The organism is Pseudomonas sp. GM80 (assembly GCF_000282515.1).
Classification (GTDB): Bacteria; Pseudomonadota; Gammaproteobacteria; order Pseudomonadales; family Pseudomonadaceae; genus Aquipseudomonas.
The window spans coordinates 1-22,824 of record NZ_AKJD01000004.1; the positions used below are offsets into that span (position 1 = coordinate 1).

The following is a 22,824-nucleotide window of genomic DNA, read 5'->3' on the forward strand; positions in this document are numbered from 1 at the left end:
GCAGCTCCTACAGGAGGTTTGCAGGGATTATTTGAATCGCCGCTCCACGCCTTTCTCCACCAGAATTTTCGCCGAAATCTCTTCCACGGAAAAATGCGTGGAATTGATATTGGGGATGTTCTCGCGGCGGAACAGGTTCTCCACCTCGCGCACTTCAAATTCGCACTGGGCGTAGCTCGAATAGCGGCTGTTGGGCTTGCGCTCATTGCGGATCGCGGTAAGGCGGTCCGGGTCGATGGTCAGGCCGAACAGTTTGTGCTGGTGCGCGCGCAGAGCGGCCGGCAGGGTCAGGCGCTCCATGTCATCTTCAGTCAGCGGATAGTTGGCTGCGCGGATGCCGAACTGCATGGCCATGTACAGACACGTCGGTGTCTTACCGCAGCGCGACACGCCCACTAGTATCAGGTCGGCTTTGTCGTAATAGTGCGTGCGCGCACCGTCGTCGTTGTCGAGGGCGAAATTCACCGCCTCGATGCGCTCCATGTAATTGGAGTTGTGCCCGATCGAATGGGACTTGCCGACGGTGTAGGACGAATGCTCGGTCAATTCCTGCTCCAGCGGGGCGAGGAAGGTCGAGAAAATGTCGATCATGAAACCATTGGACGTTGCGAGAATCTCACGGATGTCCTGATTGACGATGGTGTCAAAGATGATCGGGCGAAAGCCGTCGGTTTCGGCGGCTTTGTTGATTTGTTGTACCATGGCCCGCGCTTTTTCAACGCTGTCGATGTACGGTCGCGTGAATTTGCTGAAGGTAATGTTTTCGAACTGCGCCAGAAGGCTTTGACCCAGGGTTTCGGCTGTGATGCCGGTGCCATCGGAGATGAAGAAAGCAGATCGTTTCATTTGCACCTTGGGCCTTAAGCTAGTGACGATTCTTGGATATGATAGGCGCGATTTGTTGGCCGCCAATGGCCAGCATTCTCACTTATTTTCCAGGTCCAGGCCATACAACCGGCCGAGGCTCCCCCGGGCCGCCGGTTTCTGAGCTTTTCCAACACAGTTAGTGGAGAGATCACCTTGGTAGAGTACGTAGTTTCCCTCGATAAGCTCGGCAAACACGATGTTGAGCATGTGGGGGGCAAGAACGCATCCCTGGGCGAGATGATCAGCAACCTGGCAGGTGCCGGTGTGTCGGTCCCTGGCGGCTTTGCCACCACCGCCCAGGCCTATCGCGACTTCCTCGAACTGAGCGGCTTGAACGACCAGATCCACCAGGCCCTCGACGCGCTCGACGTCGACGACGTCAACGCCCTGGCCAAGACCGGCGCACAGATCCGTCAATGGATCATGGACGCCGAATTCCCGGAAAAACTCAATGCCGAGATCCGCACCGCGTTCGCCGCGCTGTCGGCCGGCAACCCTGATGTGGCCGTGGCTGTGCGTTCTTCCGCCACCGCCGAAGACTTGCCGGACGCCTCGTTCGCCGGTCAGCAGGAAACCTTCCTGAACATCCGTGGTGTGGAAAACGTTATCCGCGCCGCCAAAGAGGTGTTCGCGTCGCTGTTCAACGATCGTGCGATCTCCTACCGCGTGCACCAGGGCTTCGACCACAAACTGGTCGCCCTGTCGGCTGGCGTGCAGCGCATGGTGCGTTCGGAAACCGGCACTGCCGGCGTGATGTTCACCCTCGACACCGAATCCGGTTTCCGTGACGTGGTGTTCATCACCGGCGCCTACGGCCTGGGCGAAACCGTCGTACAAGGCGCGGTCAACCCGGACGAATTCTACGTACACAAGGGCACGCTGGAGGCCGGTCGTCCGGCGATCCTGCGTCGCAACCTGGGCAGCAAAGCGATCAAGATGATCTACGGCGACGAGGCCAAGGCCGGTCGTTCGGTCAAGACCATTGACGTCGACAAGGCGGATCGCGCGCGTTTCTGTCTGTCCGACGCTGAAGTCAGCGAGCTGGCCAAGCAAGCGATGATCATCGAGAAGCATTATGGCTGCCCGATGGACATCGAGTGGGCCAAGGACGGTGACGACGGCAAGCTGTACATCGTGCAGGCGCGTCCGGAAACCGTGAAAAGCCGCACCCAGGCCAACGTCATGGAACGTTACCTGCTGAAAGAAACCGGCACCGTGCTGGTTGAAGGTCGCGCGATTGGCCAGCGCATCGGCGCCGGCAAAGTGCGCATCATCAAAGACGTCTCCGAGATGGACAAGGTCCAGCCGGGCGACGTACTGGTTTCCGACATGACCGACCCGGACTGGGAACCAGTGATGAAGCGCGCCAGCGCCATCGTCACCAACCGTGGCGGCCGTACCTGCCACGCAGCGATCATCGCCCGTGAGCTGGGCATCCCGGCAGTGGTTGGTTGCGGCAACGCCACCCAACTGCTGAAGGATGGCCAGGGCGTGACCGTTTCGTGCGCCGAAGGCGACACCGGTTACATCTTCGAAGGCGAACTGGGCTTCGACATCAAGAAGAACTCCGTGGATGCCATGCCGGAGCTGCCGTTCAAAATCATGATGAACGTCGGCAACCCGGACCGCGCCTTCGACTTCGCGCAACTGCCGAACGCCGGTGTGGGCCTGGCCCGTCTGGAATTCATTATCAACCGCATGATCGGCGTCCACCCGAAAGCGCTGTTGAACTACGACGGCCTGCCGCAGGAAATCAAGGACAGCGTCGACAAGCGTATCGCCGGTTACAACGACCCGGTCGACTTTTACGTCGACAAACTGGTGGAAGGCATCAGCACCCTGGCTGCAGCGTTCACGCCGAAAAAAGTCATCGTGCGCCTGTCGGACTTCAAGTCCAACGAATACGCCAACCTGATCGGCGGCAAGCTCTACGAGCCGGAAGAAGAAAACCCGATGCTGGGTTTCCGTGGCGCTTCGCGTTACATCAGCGAATCGTTCCGTGACTGCTTCGAGCTCGAATGCCGCGCGCTGAAACGTGTGCGCAACGAGATGGGCCTGACCAACGTCGAAATCATGGTGCCGTTCGTCCGTACCCTCGGCGAAGCGAGCCAAGTGATCGATCTGCTGGCCGCAAACGGTCTGGCTCGCGGCGAGAACGGTCTGCGCATCATCATGATGTGCGAACTGCCGTCCAACGCGATCCTCGCTGAAGAATTCCTCGAATTCTTCGACGGTTTCTCGATCGGTTCCAACGACCTGACTCAGCTGACCCTGGGCCTGGACCGTGACTCCGGTATCATCGCGCACCTGTTCGATGAGCGTAATCCGGCGGTCAAGAAGCTGTTGGCCAACGCGATTGCTGCGTGCAACAAGGCCGGCAAGTACATCGGCATCTGCGGTCAGGGTCCTTCGGATCACCCGGATCTGGCCAAGTGGCTGATGGAGCAGGGCATCGAAAGCGTGTCGCTGAACCCGGATTCCGTGCTGGAAACCTGGTTCTTCCTCGCCGAAGGCCAGGCGCAGGCTTGATCCATACGTGAACGGCCCGTTCCCCTGTAGGAGCGAGCCTGCTCGCGAAGACGGCATAACATCCGCCATAAATGTCGGCTGATACACCGCAATCGCGAGCAGGCTCACTCCTACAAGGGGCGGGCTTTGAGATTGAAGTAGGGCGGGCTCCTGTGGATGCCGCCCTTTTTTGTGCAAGAGCATTATGCAAAGCAGCAGCAACCTATTTCCTGTCGCCCTGATCAGCGCCGAGCGGCGCGGCGATTTGAGCGAAGACGTTTACCGTTTGAAACCCGGCAACAGCCCTGACTGGTCCGTGGAAATCGCCGTCACCCGTTTGGGCATGGCTGATGACTCGGCGCCTCGCGGCGTGCCGGTGATTTTGCTGCACGGCAGTTTTTCCAATCGGCGTTTCTGGTTTTCGCCCAAAGGCCTGGGGCTGGGCGCGTACCTGACGCGGTTGGGCTTTGATGTATGGATTCCGGAGATGCGCGGCCATGGTTTGTCGCAGCGCAACGAGGAATACCGACGCAATCGTGTCGCCGACTACGCCCGTTACGACTTGCCGGCGATTGCCGCGTTCGTGCGTGAGCAGAGCGGGCAGATCCCGCACTGGATTGGCCATTCGCTGGGCGGCATCACCTTGGCGGCGGCGCTCGGTGGCGAATACCTTGGCGAGCCGGCCGTGGCCTCGGCGGCGTTTTTCGGCACGCAGGTCAGTCGCACCTACTGGCCGTTGAAAATCCCGCCGGTGGAGTGGAGCAGTCGCTTTATCCTCAAGCGTTTTGCCCAGTTGTCCGGTTCACGCCTCAAGCGCGGCCCTGAGGACGAGCCAATCGGTCTGGCCATCGAAAGCATGCGCTGGTACGGCTTGTTCGGCCGGTTTGGCGACAAGGACAAGGATTGGTGGGCGGGTCTGGCCGATGTTCAGGTGCCGGTATTGGCGGTGAGCGCGGCGGGTGATCATCAGGATCCGACTTGGGCCTGCCGCAAGTTGTTCGAACAGATTGGCGCCGAACACAAGCAGTTCATCAATCTGGGGCGTGATCAGGGCTTCAACGACAATTTCGGCCATGTTGAAATGCTGGTGAGCAAAGCGGCGCAGGTTGAAGTGTGGCCCTTGGTGGCGCGCTGGTTGAGCGATCAGCAGACACCGTTGCTGGGTGAGAAGCCGGATCTGGCCGCAGCAGTCTGAAGTCGCGCCGCTGAAAAGGGCGTTTCGTTCGGATTGGCTTGCGGCTAAGATATGACGCATTGTTCGGTTCTGGTCATTTTTGGTGGCTGTTTAGCGATTACGTTTCAGCGTTTGTTCAGGTTCGTTCAGCGACCATGGGATGGACTAAGGTAAACAGCGACCGCCGGATCTCGTCTCAACAGAATGCGTCATCCTTGATCGTCTTCCTTGTTACAGGAGTTTTTCGATGAACCATTACCTCACGCCTGACCTGTGCGACGCCTATCCGGAGCTGGTCCAGGTGCTGGAACCGATGTTCAGCAATTTCGGCGGCCGTGATTCGTTCGGCGGCGAAATCGTGACCATCAAATGTTTCGAAGACAACTCGCTGGTCAAGGCGCAGGCCGACCTCAAGGGCAATGGCAAGGTGTTGGTGGTGGATGGCGGCGGTTCTCTGCGCCGGGCCCTGTTGGGCGACATGATTGCCGAGAAGGCCGCCAAAAACGGTTGGGAAGGGCTGGTGATCTACGGCTGCATCCGTGACGTCGACGTCATTGCGCAAACCGATCTGGGCGTGCAGGCACTGGCCAGCCACCCGATGAAAACCGAAAAACGCGGCCTCGGCGACCTCAACGTCCCGGTGACTTTCGCCGGTGTGACGTTCCACCCGGGCCACTACATTTATGCGGACAACAACGGCGTGATCATCTCGCCGAGCCCGCTGCAAATGCCTGAATAAGCTTTCGACAAAGGGATGCGGATGTTCGAGGAAGAAAACGCGCAATGGGGGCTGGTGCATGCCCTGGTGCTGGACGGTAGAGGCGGTGCGCATTCGATAGCCCGGACTGAGCTCGACGATTTGCAACTGCAGGCGCATGAAAGCCTGTGGCTGCATTGGGATCGCAGCCATCCGCAAACCCAGACCTGGCTGCGCAAATCCAGCGGTCTCAACGAATTCACCTGCGACTTGCTGCTGGAAGAGAACACTCGACCGCGCCTGTTGCCGCTGCCCGATTCCGAGCTGCTGCTGTTCCTGCGCGGGGTCAATCTCAATCCCGGCGCCGAGCCGGAAGACATGGTCTCGGTGCGGATTTTTGCTTCCGCCCAGCGCGTGATTTCCCTGCGTTTGCGTCCGTTGCGCGCCACCGATGAATTGCTGGTGCAATTGGCGGACGGCAACGGCCCGAAAACCGCCTCCGAACTCATCCTTTATCTGGCGCAGTTCCTCACCAACAAGGTGCAGGATCTGGTCACTTGCCTCTCGGAAATCGCCGATGAGGAAGAAGAAAAGATGGATGCCGACGAACGGTATACCCCCGAGCACGGCGCCATTTTGCACATCCGTCGCCGGGCCGCCGGACTGAAGCGATTTCTTGCGCCGCAGCGGGATATTTTCGGCCAGCTGACGCGGATAAAACTGCCGTGGTTCGTCGACGACGATGCTGATTACTGGAACGAATTGAACAACAGCCTGACCCGTTATCTGGAAGAACTCGAATTGACCCGAGAGCGCGTGGGGCTTGTGCTGGAGGCCGAAGACCGGCGTTTGAGCGAGCGCATGAACCGCACGATGTACCGCTTCGGGATCATCACCTGCATTTTTTTGCCGATGAGTTTCATCACCGGTCTGTTGGGTATCAACGTTGGCGGAATTCCGTTCTCCAGCAGCCCTTACGGCTTCCTGATCGCCTGCTTGACGGTGCTCGCTCTGGCCTTCGGCCAGTGGTGGTTATTCCGTCGTTTGCGCTGGGTCTGAACATGGCGCATGTGACCCGACCAAATCTGCCCGCGTCTTTCACAGACATCACGAGAGGTGCGTATGCACGATCCGTTTGAACAGTCTTTGCGCGACATGCTCAACGCTTCGCCGTCCAGCCGCGACGACGATGCCTGCCTGGGCCGCGTGCTCAAAACCGCCAACCGCCAGGTTGGCGCCGGCGATCTGTTCAGCCTGCTGGGCCGCTGGCTGCCCGCGCTGATGATCGCCTTGAATAACGGATCGGCCCATGTCTCGCCGGTTTCCCGTCTACGTAAACCTACTGCTCGCACTGCTGATAAGGCTGATTGAATATGGAACTTGATCTCTGGACTCAGAGCCTCGTCACTGCAATGACTGCGTTGTGGACCAAAGTCGCCAACTTCATCCCGAACCTGTTCGGCGCACTGGTCGTGCTGCTGTTGGGTTTCGTCGTGGCCAAGTTGCTCGATACCTTGCTGTCCAAACTGCTCGCCAAACTGGGCCTCGATCGCCTGATGGGCGGCACCGGGCTGACCAAGCTGATGTCGCGCGCAGGCCTGCAAGTACCGATCTCGACCCTCATCGGCAAGATCGTCTACTGGTTCGTTCTTCTGATTTTCCTGGTTTCTGCAGCAGAATCCCTTGGACTTGAGCGAGTTTCAGCTACGCTGGATATGTTGGCGCTCTATTTGCCGAAAGTATTCGGTGCGGCGCTGGTTTTGCTGGTGGGGGTGTTGCTCGCACAATTGGCCAACGGGCTGGTGCGCGGAGCGGCAGAAGGCGTAGGCCTGGACTACGCTTCGGGGCTGGGACGCATTGCCCAGGGGCTGGTGATCATCATCAGCATCTCGGTCGCGATCAGTCAGCTTGAGGTCAAGACCGACCTGCTGAACCATGTGATTGTCATTGTTTTGATTACCGTTGGTCTGGCCGTTGCGCTGGCCATGGGTTTGGGAAGCCGGGAAATTGCCGGTCAGATTCTTGCGGGAATCTATGTGCGTGAGTTGTATCAGGTTGGGCAACAAGTGCGTGTTGGCGAGGTCGAAGGCCAGATCGAAGAGATCGGCACGGTTAAAACCACATTGCTGACCGATGAGGGTGAGCTAGTCTCTCTTTCCAATCGGATCCTGCTGGAACAGCATGTGAGTAGCCGCTAATCCGGCAAACCCTGCTAATGTATGCCGCCGCAAAATGCCAGCTGATGCTGGTTGTGGCGGACATTGACCTGACTGTCGGCACGACTTGTTTTGAATAAAGCCCAAACGCTATCCACGCGCTACGACCCCCGCGAGCTCTCTGATGAGGAGTTGGTCGCGCGCTCGCATACCGAGCTGTTTCACGTGACGCGCGCCTATGAAGAACTGATGCGGCGTTACCAGCGAACATTATTTAACGTCTGTGCGAGATATCTTGGGAACGATCGCGACGCAGACGATGTCTGTCAGGAAGTCATGTTGAAGGTGCTGTATGGCCTGAAGAACTTCGAGGGGAAATCGAAGTTCAAGACATGGCTATACAGCATCACGTACAACGAATGTATTACGCAGTATCGGAAGGAACGGCGAAAGCGTCGCTTGATGGACGCATTGAGTCTTGACCCCCTTGAGGAAGCGTCTGAAGAAAAGACGCCAAACCCTGAGGAGAAGGGCGGACTTGATCGCTGGCTGGTGTATGTGAACCCGATCGACCGTGAAATTCTGGTGCTACGATTTGTCGCAGAGCTGGAATTTCAGGAGATCGCAGACATCATGCACATGGGTTTGAGTGCGACAAAAATGCGATACAAACGTGCTCTAGATAAATTGCGTGAGAAATTTGCAGGCATTGCTGAAACTTAGTTCAGCGCAAATATCTCTTACGTGTAGGCAAGTTCTGATAGACTTGCCGCCGAGTTGTCCCCCGGTTTGCGGGACTGCTTCACAATCACCAGATGGGGATTTAACGGATGAAACTGAAAAACACCTTGGGCTTGGCCATTGGTTCTCTGATTGCCGCCACTTCGTTCGGCGCTCTGGCACAAGGCCAAGGCGCAGTTGAAATCGAAGGCTTCGCAAAGAAAGAACAATTCGACAGCGCTCGTAACTTCAAGAACAACGGCAACCTGTTCGGCGGTTCGATCGGTTACTTCCTGACCGACGACGTTGAACTGCGTCTGGGCTACGACGAAGTTCACAACGTACGTGCCGATGATGGCAAGAACGTAAAAGGCGCTAACACCGCTCTGGACGCTCTGTACCACTTCAACAACCCAGGCGACATGGTGCGTCCATACGTCTCGGCCGGTTTCTCCGACCAGAGCATCGACCAGAACGGTTCGAACGGTCGTAACCGCTCCACCTTCGCTAACCTGGGCGCTGGTGCCAAGCTGTACTTCACCGACAACTTCTACGCCCGTGCTGGCGTTGAAGCTCAATACAACATCGACCAGGGCGACACCGAGTGGGCTCCTAGCGTCGGTATCGGTGTGAACTTCGGTGGCGGCTCCAAGCCTGCTGCTGCTCCAGTTCCAGCACCAGCTGAAGTCTGCTCCGACAGCGACAACGATGGCGTTTGCGACAACGTTGACAAGTGCCCGGACACCCCAGCCAACGTAACTGTTGACGCTGACGGCTGCCCAGCAGTTGCTGAAGTTGTTCGTGTTGAGCTGGACGTTAAGTTCGATTTCGACAAGTCTGTTGTTAAAACCAACAGCTACGGCGACATCAAGAACCTGGCTGACTTCATGAAGCAGTACCCATCCACCACCACTACTGTTGAAGGTCACACTGACTCCGTCGGTCCTGACGCTTACAACCAGAAACTGTCTGAGCGTCGTGCAAACGCCGTTAAGCAAGTTCTGACCAACCAGTACGGTGTTGAATCGTCCCGCGTTCAGTCTGTTGGCTACGGCGAATCCCGCCCAGTTGCTGACAACAAAACTGACGCTGGCCGTGCTGTTAACCGTCGCGTAGAAGCGCAGGTTGAAGCTCAAGCTAAGTAATTAGCTGCCGCTCTGAGAAAAGCCCGGCTTAGGCCGGGCTTTTCTTTGCCTGCGATTTGGCTTTGCAGCTTTAAAAGATCGCAGCCTTCGGCAGCTCCTACATGAAATCTGCATACATCCCGCAGGCTGCGATCTTTTGCTCTTCAACAACAGCCGCCACCGCACCGATCACCAGAATCGCCGGGCTTCTCAATCCGAAAACACCTGCGTCATCACTCATGCCCATCAGATCACTCCGACATTCCCGCTGCTCCGGCAACGATGCATTCTCGATCATCGCCACCGGTGTATCCGCCGCCATCCCGCCCGCCAACAACTGATCGCGAATCTCGCCCAGTTTGGCCACGCCCATGTAGATCACCAGCGTCGTGCCGCCTTGCGCCAGGGCCTGCCAGTTCAGTTGACTGTCGTCCTGGGTGTGCGCCGTCACCAGCGTCACCCCGCGCGCTACAGCGCGCAGTGTCAGCGGAATATCACACTGCGTCGCTCCGGCCAGCCCGGCGGTGATGCCGTTGACCAGTTCCACCGCAACCCCGCGTTCACGCAACCACTGCGCCTCTTCACCGCCACGGCCGAAAATGCACGGATCGCCGCCCTTGAGCCGCACCACGCACTTACCTTGGCGGGCATAACGCAGCATCAAGCGATGAATGAACGCCTGCGGCGTAGAGCGGCAACCACCGCGCTTACCCACGGCAATGATGCGCGCGGCAGGGCAGTGTTCCAGAACCGCATCGTTGACCAGGTCATCGATCAGCACCACATCGGCCTCACGCAGGGCGCGCACTGCTTTGAGGGTCAACAGTTCCGGATCGCCGGGGCCAGCGCCCACCAGCCAGACTTTTGCACTCATGTTGTTTTCCTCATCAGATGACGGCGACCGGCTGCAGCTCGGCAGCCAGCAAGCGCTTTATTTCCGGGACGCACGAGCCGCATTGCGTGCCGCAGCCCAGATTGTTTTTCAAACCCTGCAAATCCAGACCTTGGCGAATGCCGGCGCAAACCGCGTTGAGGCCGACGTTGTTGCAATTGCACAGGGTCTTGTCGGCAGCGACCTGGCCGCCGACGCTGCCCGGTGGCGCACTCATTGGCGCCAGCAGCCAGCGCCGCAGTTGCTCGTCCGCACGGCCCTCCAGCCAAAGGCTTTGCAGCCAATGCTGCGCGAGGGTTTCGCCGGCCAGTCGAATCGCCGTGATCCGGCCATTTTCAATGCGCACGCGTTTACCGATGGCCCGACGCGGGTCGTCGTAAGCCAATACCGGGCCGTCGATCAGTGACAGGCATCGATCGATTTCACCCAGTAACTGTGGATCCGGTGCCTCGGCGTTGGCTGCGCGTATCAGCAATGCCGATCGTTCACGTCCGACAAGGCTGAGACTTACGTAGGAAAATGCCTCGCAGAGCGGTCGTAGCGCCTCGAAATGCCGTTGAACATCACCCTCGATCAGTGCGAACAGTTGCCAAGGCAATTTCACCGGCTCCAGACGCACGCCACTGTGTTTGAGTTCCGGCTGTTTCGACAGCGGATCGCAGGCCGGCAGGGTCAGGCTGTTTACCCCACCTTTGAGAAATCGATCCCCCCAGTGCATTGGTAGAAAGGCCTGGCCCGGCCGTACACCATCATCGCTGCCGACCGCGACAATTACCGCGCCGCGCCGACTTTTCAGGTTGACCAGATCGCCCGGCTGCAAGCGCTGCCGGCGCAATTCATCCGGGTGCAGACTCAGTACCGCTTCACTGACATGCCCGAACAACTGCGCCGCCGTGCCGGTACGGCTCATACCGTGCCACTGATCGCGCAAACGCCCGGTGATCAACGTCAACGGAAAGCGCGCATCGCGCTGCTCCTTGGCGGCGCGATACGGGTCGGTGATGAACTGCGCGCGACCGCTGGCTGTAGGAAAAATACCGTCTTCATAGAGTCGCGTGGTTCCTTGCCGGGCACCGACGGGGAAGGGCCATTGCTGCGGCCCGATCTCGTCGATCAAGGCATGGCTGATCCCGGACAAATCCAGATCCCGCCCGCGTGTCAGCCCTTTGAATTCATCGAACAACTGCGAAGGTTGATCGAACCCGAACAGGCTCGACTCGGAGGGGCGCAGACGTTTCTCCAGCCGCTGTGCGAAATCCACCGTGATTGCCCAGTCCGGGCGCGCTTCACCCGGTGGGACAATGGCTTTGCGCACGTGGGAAATGCGCCGCTCGGAGTTGGTTACAGAGCCTTCTTTCTCGCCCCAACTGGCGGCAGGCAGCAGCAGATCGGCAAACGCAGCCGTTTCGGTGGTGCGAAAGGCTTCTTGCAGAACCACAAACGGGCAAGCCTCCAGCGCTGCTCGCACCGAATGTTGATCCGGCATCGATTGCGCAGGGTTGGTGCAGGCTATCCACAGCGCCTTGATCTTGCCGCCGCGCACCTGCTCGAACAGTTCGATGGCGCTGAGGCCGGTGTTTTCCGGCAGCCGATCAACCCCCCAATAAGCCGCCACTTGCGCGCGGTGTTCTGGGTTGGCCGCGTCACGATGGCCGGGCAACAGATTCGACAAACTGCCGGTTTCTCGCCCGCCCATGGCATTCGGCTGACCGGTGAGCGAGAAAGGTCCTGCACCCGGACGACCAATTTGCCCGGTGGCCAGGTGAAGGTTGATCAACGCACTGTTCTTCGCGCTGCCGGCGGTGGACTGGTTCAAACCCATGCACCACAGCGAGAGGAAGCTCGGCGACGTGCCAACCCATTCAGCGCACTGCTGCAATTGCTCGACGCTGATCCCGCACAGTTGCGAAACCATTTGCGGGGTGTAGTCGCGCACCAGGTTCTTCAGTTCGGCGAGGCCTTCGGTGTGCGCCTTGATAAAGTCGCGGTCGATCCAGTCTTCCCACAGCAACAGATGCAAAATCCCATGGAACAAAGCGACATCGGTGCCGGGCAGAATCGCCAGGTGCAGATCGGCGAGGTCGCAAGTGTCGGTGCGCCGTGGATCAATGACGATGACTTTCATCTGCGGGCGGCGGGACTTTGCCTCCTCCAGTCGACGGAAAAGTACCGGGTGGGCGTAGGCCATGTTACTGCCGACGATCATCACGCAATCGCTGAGCTCCAGATCCTCATAGCTGCACGGCGGTGCGTCGGCACCGAGGCTGCGCTTGTAGCCGACCACCGCCGACGACATGCACAGGCGTGAATTGCTGTCGATGTTGTTGGTGCCGACCAGGGCCCGCGCGAGTTTGTTGAAGGCGTAGTAGTCCTCGGTCAACAGTTGCCCGGAAATGTAGAACGCCACGCTGTCCGGGCCGTGCTCGCTGATGGTCTCGGCGAACACGTTAACGGCGTGCTCCAGCGCCGTGTCCCAATCGGTGCGGCTACGTGCCAGTCCTTTGCCCAGACGCAGTTCCGGGTGCAGCGCCCGGGCCGCGAGGTCGCCGGTCAGGTGCAGGGTCGAGCCTTTGCTGCACAGTTTGCCGAAGTTGGCCGGATGCGCCGGATCGCCGCTGACGCCGAGGATGCGCTCGCCGTCATGCTCGATCAGCACGCCGCAGCCGACCCCGCAATAACAGCAGGTCGAGGCGGTCGTCTGGCGGTTCATCAGATGGCGTCCCGCAGAGCCAACTGCACCCGACCGTTTTCGACCCGCGCCGGGTGATGGTGCGCGCAACCGATGTCCGGCGCCTGGGCTTCACCGGATTGCAGGTCGATCTGCCAGTTGTGCAGCGGGCAAGCGACGCGTTTGCCGTAGATCAGGCCTTGCGATAACGGCCCGCCCTTGTGCGGGCAGCGGTCATCGAGGGCGAAAACCTCATCGTCGCTTGTACGAAAAATCGCGATGTCACCTTTCGGCCCGGCAATGATCCGCGAGCCGAGGGCGTTGATCTCTTCGAGAGCACAGATATCGAGCCAGTTCATACCGGCACCTCCAGATTTTTCACCGGGATCACGTCAAATTCTTTCTTCAGTTGCGGCTGCGCCAGGCGTTCTTTCCACGGATCCTGTTCCAATGACAGGGAGAATTGCAGACGCTCGTTCAGGGCCTTGCGACGCTCCGGGTCTTCCAGCACGGCTTTCTTGATGTGCTCCATGCCGACCCGTTGCAGGTAGTGCACGGTGCGTTCGAGGTAGAAGGCTTCTTCGCGATACAGCTGCAGGAAGGCGCCGTTGTATTCGCGGACTTCCTCGGCGGTTTTCAGCTTGACGAAGAATTCGGCAACTTCGGTTTTGATCCCGCCGTTGCCGCCGATGTACATCTCCCAACCGGAATCGACGCCGATGATTCCTACGTCTTTGATGCCCGCTTCCGAGCAGTTGCGGGGGCATCCGGAAACAGCGAGTTTCACTTTGTGCGGCGACCACATGTTGAACAGGTCGTGTTCCAGCTCGATGCCCAGTTGCGTCGAGTTTTGCGTGCCGAAGCGGCAGAACTCGCTGCCGACGCAGGTTTTCACCGTGCGGATGGATTTGCCGTAAGCGTGGCCGGACGGCATGTCGAGGTCTTTCCAGACGCCGGGCAAATCCTGCTTCTTGATGCCGAGCAAATCGATACGCTGGCCGCCGGTGACCTTGACCATGGGCACGTTGTACTTGTCGGCCACGTCGGCAATCCGCCGCAGTTCCGAAGGGTTGGTCACGCCGCCCCACATCCGTGGCACCACCGAATAGGTGCCGTCCTTCTGAATGTTGGCGTGGGCGCGTTCGTTGATCAGGCGCGATTGCGGGTCGTCCTTGGCTTCGCCGGGCCAGGTGGAAATCAGGTAATAGTTGAGGGCCGGGCGGCACGTTGCGCAGCCGTTCGGCGTGCGCCAATTGAGGTAACTCAGGGTGCCAGCGATGGTCAGCAGGTGTTGCTCGCGAATCGCCTGGCGGATCTGTCCGTGGTTGAGGTCGCTGCACCCGCAGATGGCTTTTTCGCTTTTCGGTTTGACGTCGGCTGCGCCACCCACGGTGTTGATCAGGATCTGCTCGACCAGGCCGGCACAGGAGCCGCAGGAGCTGGCAGCCTTGGTGTGTTTCTTCACCTCATCGACGCTGAACAGGCCGTGTTCCTGAATCGCTTTGACGATGGTGCCCTTGCACACGCCGTTGCAGCCGCAGACTTCGGCAGTGTCGGCCATGACCATGGCTTTGTCCTGGCCCTGATGTCCTACGTCGCCCAAAGCATTTTCGCCAAACATCAGGTGATCGCGGATCTCGCCGATGGCGTGATTCTCACGAATCTGTCGGAAATACCAACCGCCATCTGCCGTATCCCCGTACAGACAGGCGCCGACCAGCACGTCATCCTTGATCACCAGTTTTTTGTACACGCCGCCGATCGGGTCGGAGAGGGTGATGGTTTCCGTGCCTTCGCCGCCCATGAAGTCGCCAGCGGAAAACAGGTCGATGCCAGTGACTTTGAGTTTGGTCGACGTCACCGAGCCCTGATAACGGGCGAAACCCAATTGTGCGAGATGGTTAGCGCAGACCTTGGCCTGTTCGAACAGCGGCGCGACGAGACCGTAGGCAATGCCGCGATGGCTGGCGCACTCGCCGATGGCGTAGATGCGCGGATCGTAGGTTTGCAGGGTGTCATTGACCAGAATCCCGCGATTGCACGGGATGCCGGCCTTTTCCGCGAGTTCGGTGTTGGGGCGAATGCCGGCGGCCATCACCACCAGATCGGCGGGGATGATGTCGCCGTTCTTGAATTGCACCGAGCCGACCCGGCCATTGCCGGCGTCGTGCAGCGCCTGAGTCTGTTCGCACAGGCGGAAGTGCAGGCCCCGGGATTCGAGGGCGCTTTGCAGCAGTTGACCGCTGGTTTTATCCAGTTGCCGTTCCAGCAACCACTCGCCGATGTGCACGACGGTGACGTGCATGCCGCGCAGCATCAAGCCGTTGGCGGCTTCGAGACCGAGCAGGCCGCCGCCGATGACCACCGCGTGCTTGTGGGTCTTGGCGGTGTCGATCATCGCCTGGGTGTCGGCGATGTCGCGGTAACCGATCACGCCGTGCAGGGTGTTGCCGGGGATTGGCAGGATAAACGGCGTCGAACCGGTGGCGATCAGCAGGCGATCGTATTCGGCTTCGGTGCCGTCCTCGGCGATCACCCGACGTTTGACCCGGTCGATTTCCACCACTTTACGGTTGAGCAGCAACTTGATGTGGTTTTCCAGGTACCAGTCGAGGTCGTTGAGGACGATCTCTTCGAAGGTTTGCTCACCGGCCAGCACCGGCGAGAGCAGGATGCGGTTGTAGTTGGTGTGCGGTTCGGCGCCGAAGACGGTGATGTCGTACAGCTCGTTGCTCAGTTTGAGCAGTTCTTCGAGGGTGCGGACCCCGGCCATGCCATTGCCGATCATCACCAGTTTGAGTTTTTTCATCAGGTTCTCCGGGGAGCGACGGCTGGCCTCTTGTGGGCATTCAGGCCTTGCTCGAGAAATTTTACGCAAACAAAAAAAGGCGTCCCGCTAGTTGCCTAGCGAGGACGCCTTTGTCCTGGTCCCGTTCTCTCGGGAAGCGCAGCCTTCGTCGTTGAAGGTTGGGCTTTATGTGTGTGTTGAGTGGGGTAATGCAGTGGTTGTGCCAACTAGCTATGGCGCTGTAATTGCTGGGCTGGTGACTCGATTGGAGATGTCTCGCTGCACTCTCTGGAGGCGTGTTGCGCTTTTTTGGAGCGCGGGATCAAAAGATCGCAGCCTTCGGCAGCTCCTACAGGTGTACGCAATCAACTGTAGGAGCTGCCGAAGGCTGCGATCTTTTCAGCGCTGATGAAACAACAACACCAGCAGCAGCAGATTCCCGAGCAAGGCCAGCAACGCCATCGTCCGCCAGACCTTCAACGGTTCACGCTCCAATAATGGTCTGGGTCGGACGCTCAAACTCCGCCGCTCACCCTGTTCCAACACCAACAACCATTCTTCAGCCGTTTCAAACCGTTGTTGCGGATCAGCCGCCACCCCACGCTCCAGACTCTGCGCCAGCCATTCCGGCAGATCAGGCCGATAGCGACTGGCGCTCACCGGCAGACCAAAGCGCGGCCGCTGAAACGCTTCGATCTCGCCATAGGGGAAATGCCCGGTAAGCAGGAAATACAGGGTCACACCGACCGCATACAAATCCTGCTGCGCACTCGGCGGATCACCGCGAAACGCTTCCGGGGCGATATAGCTCGGGGTTCCGGGTAGCGTCGACGGCGCGTCTTCGGACAATCCCGGGCAATACGCCAGGCCAAAATCCAGCAGGCGCAATTCACCGTCGTCACCCCAATGCAGATTCTCCGGTTTGATATCCCGATGCAGAATCTGCCGCCGATGTAACAGGCCGACCGCACGCAGCAGGCGTTCGGCGATGTCTTGCCAATGCGCCAAGGGCAAAAGCTCGAGCTGTGCCAGAGTCCGTCCGGAATATTCCCGCATCACGTAGTACAAATGCTGACGCTGACTGCACGGGTGGACTTCAGGGAAATGCCGCCCGGCTACGCGTTTGAGAAACCATTCCTCGGACAGCAACGCTTGCCCGGCGCAGGCATCATCGCCGGAACGCGTGGGCAGGGTTTTCAGAAGCCACGTCTGACCTTGTTCATCAAACACCCGATAGAGCAGCGATTGCTGGCTCTGGGCGACAATTCCCTGCACCTGCCAGCCTTCGAATGATTGACCGGGTTTCAGCGCTGGCGGCAGAGGCCATTGCTGCAAATGCATCAGCGCATCGCCGATGTTCGCCTCGCCGACCGCATCAACCCGCACCAGCAAAGCGCTGGCGTTGTCCTGGCTGCCGGCCAAATGTGCGGCGTTGACCAATGTTTGCGCCGCACTGTGCAGATCCGGCTGATCACGCAAAATCGCGGCAATCGCGGTATCACCCAGCATCGACCAGACGCCGTCACTGAGCAGCACAAAGCTTTCGCCATCACGCAGTTCACCGTCGAGAAAATCCAGCACCAGATGCTGATCCAGCCCCAGTGCACGCTTGAGCACATGCTGCATGCCCGGCTGATCCCAGACGTGGTCTTCGCTGATCCGCTGCAAGCGCTCGGCGTGCCAGCGATACACCCGGCAATCTCCTACGTGGGCCAAGGTAAAGCGCCGACCACGCATGACCAAAGCGCTGACCGTGGTGAGCAGCGGTTGCCCACCACCATTGGCTTGCAACCAGCGATTCTGCGCGAGCAGCAGGCGATCCAGCGCCTGCGCCACGCTCCAGGTTTCCGGGGTGGCGTAATAGTCGAGCGCCAACGCCTGCAAGGTCGAACGCGCGGCGAGCCCGCCATCGGCGCACTGGCTGACGCCGTCGGCGATGGCGAACAGAAAGCCCTTGCTCGCCGCCAGCGCCGGGGCCGGAGTGACCGCGCGCAGGGCGTCCTGATTCTCCGCGCGCGGACCGGTGGCGCTGGCTTCGGCAAAACTCAGTTGCAGGGCCATCGACGCCTCAGACCCGCGCCGCTGTCACTGCCGCCGAGCCCCAGGTGGTTCTCCAGCGACGCTTGACGCCGTGCAGGCCAAACCATGCCAGCACGCCAAGGCTGGCGAACAACCACAGGGCCAGTTGATAACTGCCGGTACTCTGTTTGATTGCGCCCATGCCCGCCGCCAAGGCAAAACCGCCGATGCCGCCGGCCATGCCGATCAGTCCGGTCATCACGCCGATCTCCAGACGAAAACGCTGTGGCACCAGTTGGAACACCGCGCCGTTGCCCGCGCCCAAGCCGAGCATGGTGCAGACGAAAAGCGCCAGTGCGGCGTAGGAACTTGGCAGGTTGAAACCGACGGCCGCGATGCAGATGGCCGCGACGGTGTACATCGCCAGCAACGTGCGAATGCCGCCGAAACGATCCGCCAGCGCGCCGCCCAACGGCCGCATCAAACTGCCACCGAACACGCAGGCAGCGGTGTAGTAACCGGCGGTCACCGGGCTCAAACCGTATTGATCGTTGAAGTAGCCGGGCAGGGCGCTGGCCAGGCCGATGAAACCGCCGAAGGTCACACTGTAGAAAAACATGAACCACCAACTGTCACGGTCGCCCAAAGCTTTGAAGTAGTCGGCCATGGCTTTGGCTTTCGGCCGCTCAGGCGCGTTTTTCGCCAGCCAGGCAAACAGCACCAACGTCAGGATCAACGGAATCAACGCGAAGCCGAAAACATTGCTCCAGCCGAACGCTGCGGCGAGCACAGGCGCCAGCAGCGCGGCGAACACAGTGCCGGAGTTGCCCGCGCCGGCGATGCCCATGGCTTTGCCCTGATGCTGCGGCGGATACCATTGCGAGGCCAGCGGCAGGGCCACAGCGAAAGACGCGCCGGCCATGCCGAGGAACAGACCGAGGATCAGCGCCTGTTCATAGCTGTGGATGCCGATTTTCCAGGCACCGAACAAAGCGCAAATCACGATGACCTGGCCGATCAGACCGGCGGTTTTTGGCGACAGTCGATCGGCGAGCATGCCCATGATGAAGCGCAGTACCGCACCGGCGAGGATCGGCGTAGCGACGACGAGGCCACGCTGTTGTGTGGTCAGGTGCAGGTCGGCGGCGATCTGCACCGCCAGCGGGCCGAGCAGGTACCAGACCATGAAGCTCAGGTCGAAGTAGAGGAAGGCCGCGAACAATGTCGGGGTGTGGCCGGATTTCCAGAAGCTTGAATTCATCGCGCACCTCAGCTGAAAAGAGTCTCGAAAGGAGTCATGCAACAGCAAGTGGGGCGCCACCACGGCCGCACCACCGGCCCCGGGCTGTGGGGCCAAAACGCAAAAACGCCGCTACCTGATGCGCCGGTTGGGGCGAACGGGTGAGCGACGTCTTTGTCGTAGGTGGGGCAACCGCCGTTGGTTACCTGTGGGGTTTACATAGCGAGATTTGTGCCAACAGGTTGAGACCGAGGTGCGGCCAATCGCTGGCAAGCCAGCTCCCACAGGTTCTGTGGTGTTCACAAATCCTGTGGGAGCTGGCTTGCCAGCGATGAGGTCCGTGCAGGCCCAGCAAAACCTCAGCCGAGCAACTCACTCATCGCAATAATCTGCTCCGCCACTTGAATCAGCTTCTGCTGCCTGCTCATCGCCTGGCGCCGCATCAGGGTGTACGCCTCTTCCTCATTGCAGTCCTTCATCTTCATCAACAAGCCCTTGGCCAGCTCGATGCGCTTGCGCTCAGCCAGTTGCTGATCCCGTGCCTGCAACTGCGCACGCAGCGCCTGATCACTCTCGAAGCGCGCCATCGCCACATCCAGAATCGGCTGCAGACGCTGGGCGTGAATGCCCTCGACAATGTAGGCACTGACCCCGGACTTGATCGCCTGACGCATCACCCCCGGATCATGTTCGTCGGTAAACATCACGATCGGCCGGGGCTGGTCGCGGCTGACCAGCACCACTTGCTCCATGACATCGCGGCTCGGTGACTCGGTATCGATCAGGATGACGTCCGGGCGCACCGTTTCGACGCGCGCGGGCAGGTCGATGGTCAGGCCGGATTCGTCGATGACCTCAAAACCGGCTTCGGTCAGCGCCGCTTTCAGGCGTCCGACTTTTTTTGCCGTGTCGTTGATCAGCAGAATGCGCAACATGTTCGCGATCTCCTGTCAGCGGCGGGCGAGAAGGGCGACGTCGTCGCTCATCGCGTGCAGCTTGAAACTGCGCGCATAAGCGGCCGGGTCGCTGCCGTCCCAGATCTTGCCGTCGAGCAACTGGCTGCTGCGCATGTCCGTGCCCCACGCCGCTACGCCGACGGCGGTGGCCGCTTCGCGATAGAGCTCGAGTTGCTGAACCTGGCGGGCGACGGCGAGATAATCCGGGTCTTCGCGCAGCAAACCCCAGCGGCGGAACTGGGTCATGAACCACATGCCGTCGGACAAGTACGGCAAATTGACCTCGCCTTTGCCGTGAAAGCGCAGGGCGTGCGGGTCTTGCCAGCGATTGCCGAGGCCATCGGCATAGTCGCCGAGAAAGCGCGGTTCGATGCAGGCCACCGGCGCGTCGAGGTATTCCGGTGCGCTGAGCAGGTGCGCGGTGCTGCGACGATTTTCCGGGCTCTCTTCAATAAAGCGGCTGGCTTCAAGGATCGCCATCACCAGCGCCCGTGCGGTGTTGGGGTACTGCTCGACAAATTCGCGGGTACAGCCGAGGACTTTTTCCGGGTGATCGGGCCAGATGGTCTGGCTGGTGGCGAGGGTGAAACCCAGATCCTGCTGCACGGCGCTGGCTGCCCACGGCTCGCCGACACAAAAGCCGTCAATGCGCCCGGCTTGCAGGTGCGCGACCATTTGCGGCGGTGGCACGACCACGCTGTCGACATCCTGCAATGGATGAATGCCCTGACTCGCCAGCCAGTAATACAGCCACATCGCGTGGGTGCCGGTGGGAAACGTCTGGGCGAAGGTGAGTTTTGCGCGGCTTTGGTGCACGTGGCGATCCAGCGCTTCAGGACTGCTCACGCCCAGACGTTGCAGGCCGTGTGACAGGTTGAGGCTTTGCCCGTTCTGGTTCAGGCCCATCAGCACTGCCATGTCGGTCGGGGCGACGCCGCCGATGCCCAAGTGCACGGCGTAAATCAGCCCGTAAAGGCTGTGGGCGGCGTCGAGTTCGCCGCTGACCAGTTTGTCGCGCAGATTGGCCCAGGAAGTCTGACGTTTGAGGTTCAGCGTCAGTCCGTACGGTTGGGCGAAGCCTTGCGTGGCAGCCACCACCACCGAGGCGCAATCACTCAGGGCCATGAAACCGAGGTTGATTGCGCTTTTTTCCGGGGCATCGCTGCCATTGACCCAGGCCAGCGGCCCTGCCGAAGGTTCGTTCATATAAAGCCACCTCGAAAAAAAACGCCGTCGCGGTCTTCGCAAAGGCAAAAACCGCGGACGACGCCATTGTCCTTGCCCACTTGCCGCCATTGGTTTGCGAGCTGATAGCAGGGAAGGGTGCAAGGCATATGCCAGTGACAGCGATTTGCGCGTGCGCCTCGCGCCGCAGGCCGATGCCCGGCTATAATCGCCGCCTCTTTTCGCCGCCCGAGTCATCGCCGCCCATGTACACCCTGGCCCGTCAGCTGTTGTTCAAACTTTCCCCGGAAACCTCCCACGATCTGTCGCTGGATCTGATCGGCGCGGGTGGGCGTTTGGGCCTCAACGGTTTGCTGTGCAAGGCGCCGGCGAACGTGCCGGTGACGGTCATGGGCCTCGAGTTTCCTAACCCGGTGGGTCTGGCGGCGGGTCTGGACAAGAATGGCGCGGCCATCGACGGCTTCGCGCAGTTGGGTTTCGGTTTTGTCGAAATCGGCACCGTGACCCCGCGTCCGCAACCGGGCAACCCGAAACCGCGGATTTTCCGCTTGCCGGCAGCCGAGGCGATCATCAACCGCATGGGTTTCAACAACCTCGGTGTCGATAATCTGCTGGCGCGGGTCGCTGCGGCGAAATACACAGGCGTGCTGGGCATCAACATTGGCAAGAACTTCGACACGCCGGTCGAGCGTGCGGTCGACGACTACCTGATCTGCCTGGACAAGGTGTATGCCCACGCCAGCTACGTGACGGTCAACGTCAGCTCGCCGAACACCCCGGGCCTGCGCAGCCTGCAGTTCGGTGATTCGCTCAAGCAATTGTTGGCCGATCTGGCCACGCGCCGCGCCGAACTGGCGTTGCGTCATGGCAAACATGTGCCGCTGGCGATCAAGATCGCCCCGGACATGACCGATGAAGAAACCGCGCAGGTCGCGCAGGCGCTGATCGAAACCGGCATGGACGCGGTGATCGCGACCAACACCACCCTGAGCCGTGTCGGCGTTGAAGGCATGGAGCATGGCGACGAGGCGGGCGGCTTGTCCGGCGCGCCGGTGCGTGAGAAGAGCACGAATACCGTGAAGGTGCTGGCGGGTGAACTGGCCGGGCGTTTGCCAATCATTGCTGCGGGTGGCATCACTGAAGGCAAGCATGCGGCCGAGAAGATTCTCGCTGGTGCGAGCCTGGTGCAGATCTACTCCGGCTTCATCTACAAAGGCCCGGCGCTGATCCGCGAATCGGTAGACGCCATCGCCGCCCTGCGCAAATAACCCGGTCAATGTAGGAGCTGCCGAAGGCTGCGATCTTTTGATCTTGATTTTGATTTTAAAAAACAGGATCAAAAGATCGCAGCCTGCGGCAGCTCCTACATGAGATGTGCATCAGTTCTCGGGCATAAAAAAGGGCTCCTCGAAGGAGCCCCTGGGCCGTAGCCCGCCGTCCGGGAAGGACGTGCATGGTAAGTCGTTACAAATTCAGATTGTCGTGTCGGAATTAATGCCCTGTGTCAGCCGACGGCGTGAAGTTCGTTGAGTCTGTGGATTCCCGCAGTGCCGGTCATACCGTCCCAGTTGTCGCCGCGTCCTTCTCGCCAGCCGTTAATCCAGGCTTGACGTACCGACGGTAGAGTAAATGGGCAAAGCTCACGGGATTTGCCACCAACGCCATATTGATATCCGCGCAAAAATGCTCTTTCCAACGGATCACGCTTAAGTCTTCTCATAGGGTGTTTCCCTCACTTGTTGACTGTTTGTGTCGCGTTGACCTCAATCGAGGTCTGGCAGAAAAAACCTGCCGTGGTGCGGCTCGCTGCCGGCGTGGCGAGCCAAGGTG

The 22,824-nt window shown here is 59.9% G+C and carries 19 protein-coding genes; 9 read left to right on the top strand and 10 right to left on the bottom strand.

Annotation, left to right across the window (positions count from 1 at the left end; all coding sequences use genetic code 11):
- Positions 1–27 precede the first annotated feature (27 nt).
- Positions 28–846: a posphoenolpyruvate synthetase regulatory kinase/phosphorylase PpsR gene (ppsR, locus tag PMI37_RS00050; RefSeq protein WP_008076822.1), complete on the bottom strand. Its 819-nt coding sequence runs from the start codon at positions 844–846 to the stop codon at positions 28–30.
- 174 nt (positions 847–1,020) lie between these two features.
- On the opposite strand from ppsR, the gene ppsA reads away from it, so the two are divergent.
- The 8 genes from ppsA (at position 1,021) to PMI37_RS00090 (ending at position 9,267) form a co-directional block, all read left to right on the top strand.
- A complete protein-coding gene (gene ppsA / locus PMI37_RS00055; RefSeq protein WP_008076823.1) occupies positions 1,021–3,396 on the top strand; it encodes a phosphoenolpyruvate synthase in 2,376 nt (791 codons plus the stop codon).
- A 184-nt stretch (positions 3,397–3,580) separates the two neighbouring features.
- Positions 3,581–4,570 (top strand): alpha/beta fold hydrolase, encoded by a 990-nt coding sequence (locus tag PMI37_RS00060; protein ID WP_008076824.1) that lies wholly within the window; start codon positions 3,581–3,583, stop codon positions 4,568–4,570.
- Between the two features lie 226 nt (positions 4,571–4,796).
- On the top strand, positions 4,797–5,288 hold the full coding sequence (gene rraA, locus PMI37_RS00065) for a ribonuclease E activity regulator RraA (protein ID WP_008076825.1): 492 nt from the start codon (positions 4,797–4,799) through the stop codon (positions 5,286–5,288).
- Positions 5,289–5,309: 21 nt separating this feature from the next.
- On the top strand, positions 5,310–6,305 hold the full coding sequence (locus PMI37_RS00070; protein WP_008076826.1) for a zinc transporter ZntB: 996 nt from the start codon (positions 5,310–5,312) through the stop codon (positions 6,303–6,305).
- Between the two features lie 63 nt (positions 6,306–6,368).
- Positions 6,369–6,617, top strand: a complete 249-nt coding sequence (locus tag PMI37_RS00075) for a hypothetical protein (protein ID WP_008076827.1) — start codon at positions 6,369–6,371, stop codon at positions 6,615–6,617.
- A 2-nt stretch (positions 6,618–6,619) separates the two neighbouring features.
- Positions 6,620–7,444, top strand: a complete 825-nt coding sequence (locus PMI37_RS00080) for a mechanosensitive ion channel family protein (protein ID WP_007916401.1) — start codon at positions 6,620–6,622, stop codon at positions 7,442–7,444.
- 90 nt (positions 7,445–7,534) lie between these two features.
- Positions 7,535–8,125: an RNA polymerase sigma factor SigX gene (gene sigX, locus PMI37_RS00085; protein ID WP_045122877.1), complete on the top strand. Its 591-nt coding sequence runs from the start codon at positions 7,535–7,537 to the stop codon at positions 8,123–8,125.
- Between the two features lie 107 nt (positions 8,126–8,232).
- Complete coding sequence (locus tag PMI37_RS00090; RefSeq protein WP_008076832.1) at positions 8,233–9,267, top strand: OmpA family protein; 1,035 nt, start codon at positions 8,233–8,235, stop codon at positions 9,265–9,267.
- Between the two features lie 97 nt (positions 9,268–9,364).
- On the opposite strand, the gene cobA is transcribed toward PMI37_RS00090, so the two are convergent.
- From cobA to PMI37_RS00130, 8 genes are all read right to left on the bottom strand, one after another.
- Positions 9,365–10,120: a uroporphyrinogen-III C-methyltransferase gene (cobA, locus tag PMI37_RS00095; protein WP_008076834.1), complete on the bottom strand. Its 756-nt coding sequence runs from the start codon at positions 10,118–10,120 to the stop codon at positions 9,365–9,367.
- A 13-nt stretch (positions 10,121–10,133) separates the two neighbouring features.
- Entirely contained in the window at positions 10,134–12,848 is a 2,715-nt protein-coding gene (locus PMI37_RS00100; protein WP_008076836.1) for a nitrate reductase, read from the bottom strand.
- Complete coding sequence (gene nirD, locus PMI37_RS00105; RefSeq protein ID WP_008076837.1) at positions 12,848–13,165, bottom strand: nitrite reductase small subunit NirD; 318 nt, start codon at positions 13,163–13,165, stop codon at positions 12,848–12,850. The genes PMI37_RS00100 and nirD overlap by 1 nt, the downstream gene beginning before the upstream one ends.
- Positions 13,162–15,615: a nitrite reductase large subunit NirB gene (gene nirB, locus PMI37_RS00110; protein ID WP_008076839.1), complete on the bottom strand. Its 2,454-nt coding sequence runs from the start codon at positions 15,613–15,615 to the stop codon at positions 13,162–13,164. Before nirB ends, nirD begins: the two co-directional genes overlap by 4 nt.
- Positions 15,616–15,993: 378 nt before the next feature.
- Positions 15,994–17,655 (bottom strand): bifunctional protein-serine/threonine kinase/phosphatase, encoded by a 1,662-nt coding sequence (locus PMI37_RS00115; protein ID WP_008076841.1) that lies wholly within the window; start codon positions 17,653–17,655, stop codon positions 15,994–15,996.
- Positions 17,656–17,662: 7 nt separating this feature from the next.
- On the bottom strand, positions 17,663–18,874 hold the full coding sequence (locus PMI37_RS00120; protein ID WP_008076843.1) for a nitrate/nitrite transporter: 1,212 nt from the start codon (positions 18,872–18,874) through the stop codon (positions 17,663–17,665).
- A 338-nt stretch (positions 18,875–19,212) separates the two neighbouring features.
- Positions 19,213–19,788 (bottom strand): ANTAR domain-containing response regulator, encoded by a 576-nt coding sequence (locus PMI37_RS00125; protein ID WP_007916390.1) that lies wholly within the window; start codon positions 19,786–19,788, stop codon positions 19,213–19,215.
- A gap of 15 nt (positions 19,789–19,803) precedes the next feature.
- On the bottom strand, positions 19,804–21,015 hold the full coding sequence (locus PMI37_RS00130) for a CmpA/NrtA family ABC transporter substrate-binding protein (protein ID WP_008076845.1): 1,212 nt from the start codon (positions 21,013–21,015) through the stop codon (positions 19,804–19,806).
- A gap of 224 nt (positions 21,016–21,239) precedes the next feature.
- Between PMI37_RS00130 and PMI37_RS00135 the strand changes: the two genes are divergently transcribed.
- Positions 21,240–22,262, top strand: a complete 1,023-nt coding sequence (locus PMI37_RS00135; RefSeq protein ID WP_008076847.1) for a quinone-dependent dihydroorotate dehydrogenase — start codon at positions 21,240–21,242, stop codon at positions 22,260–22,262.
- Positions 22,263–22,498: 236 nt separating this feature from the next.
- On the opposite strand, the gene rmf is transcribed toward PMI37_RS00135, so the two are convergent.
- A complete protein-coding gene (rmf, locus tag PMI37_RS31005; RefSeq protein WP_003223300.1) occupies positions 22,499–22,714 on the bottom strand; it encodes a ribosome modulation factor in 216 nt (71 codons plus the stop codon).
- Between the last annotated feature and the right edge of the window lie 110 nt (positions 22,715–22,824).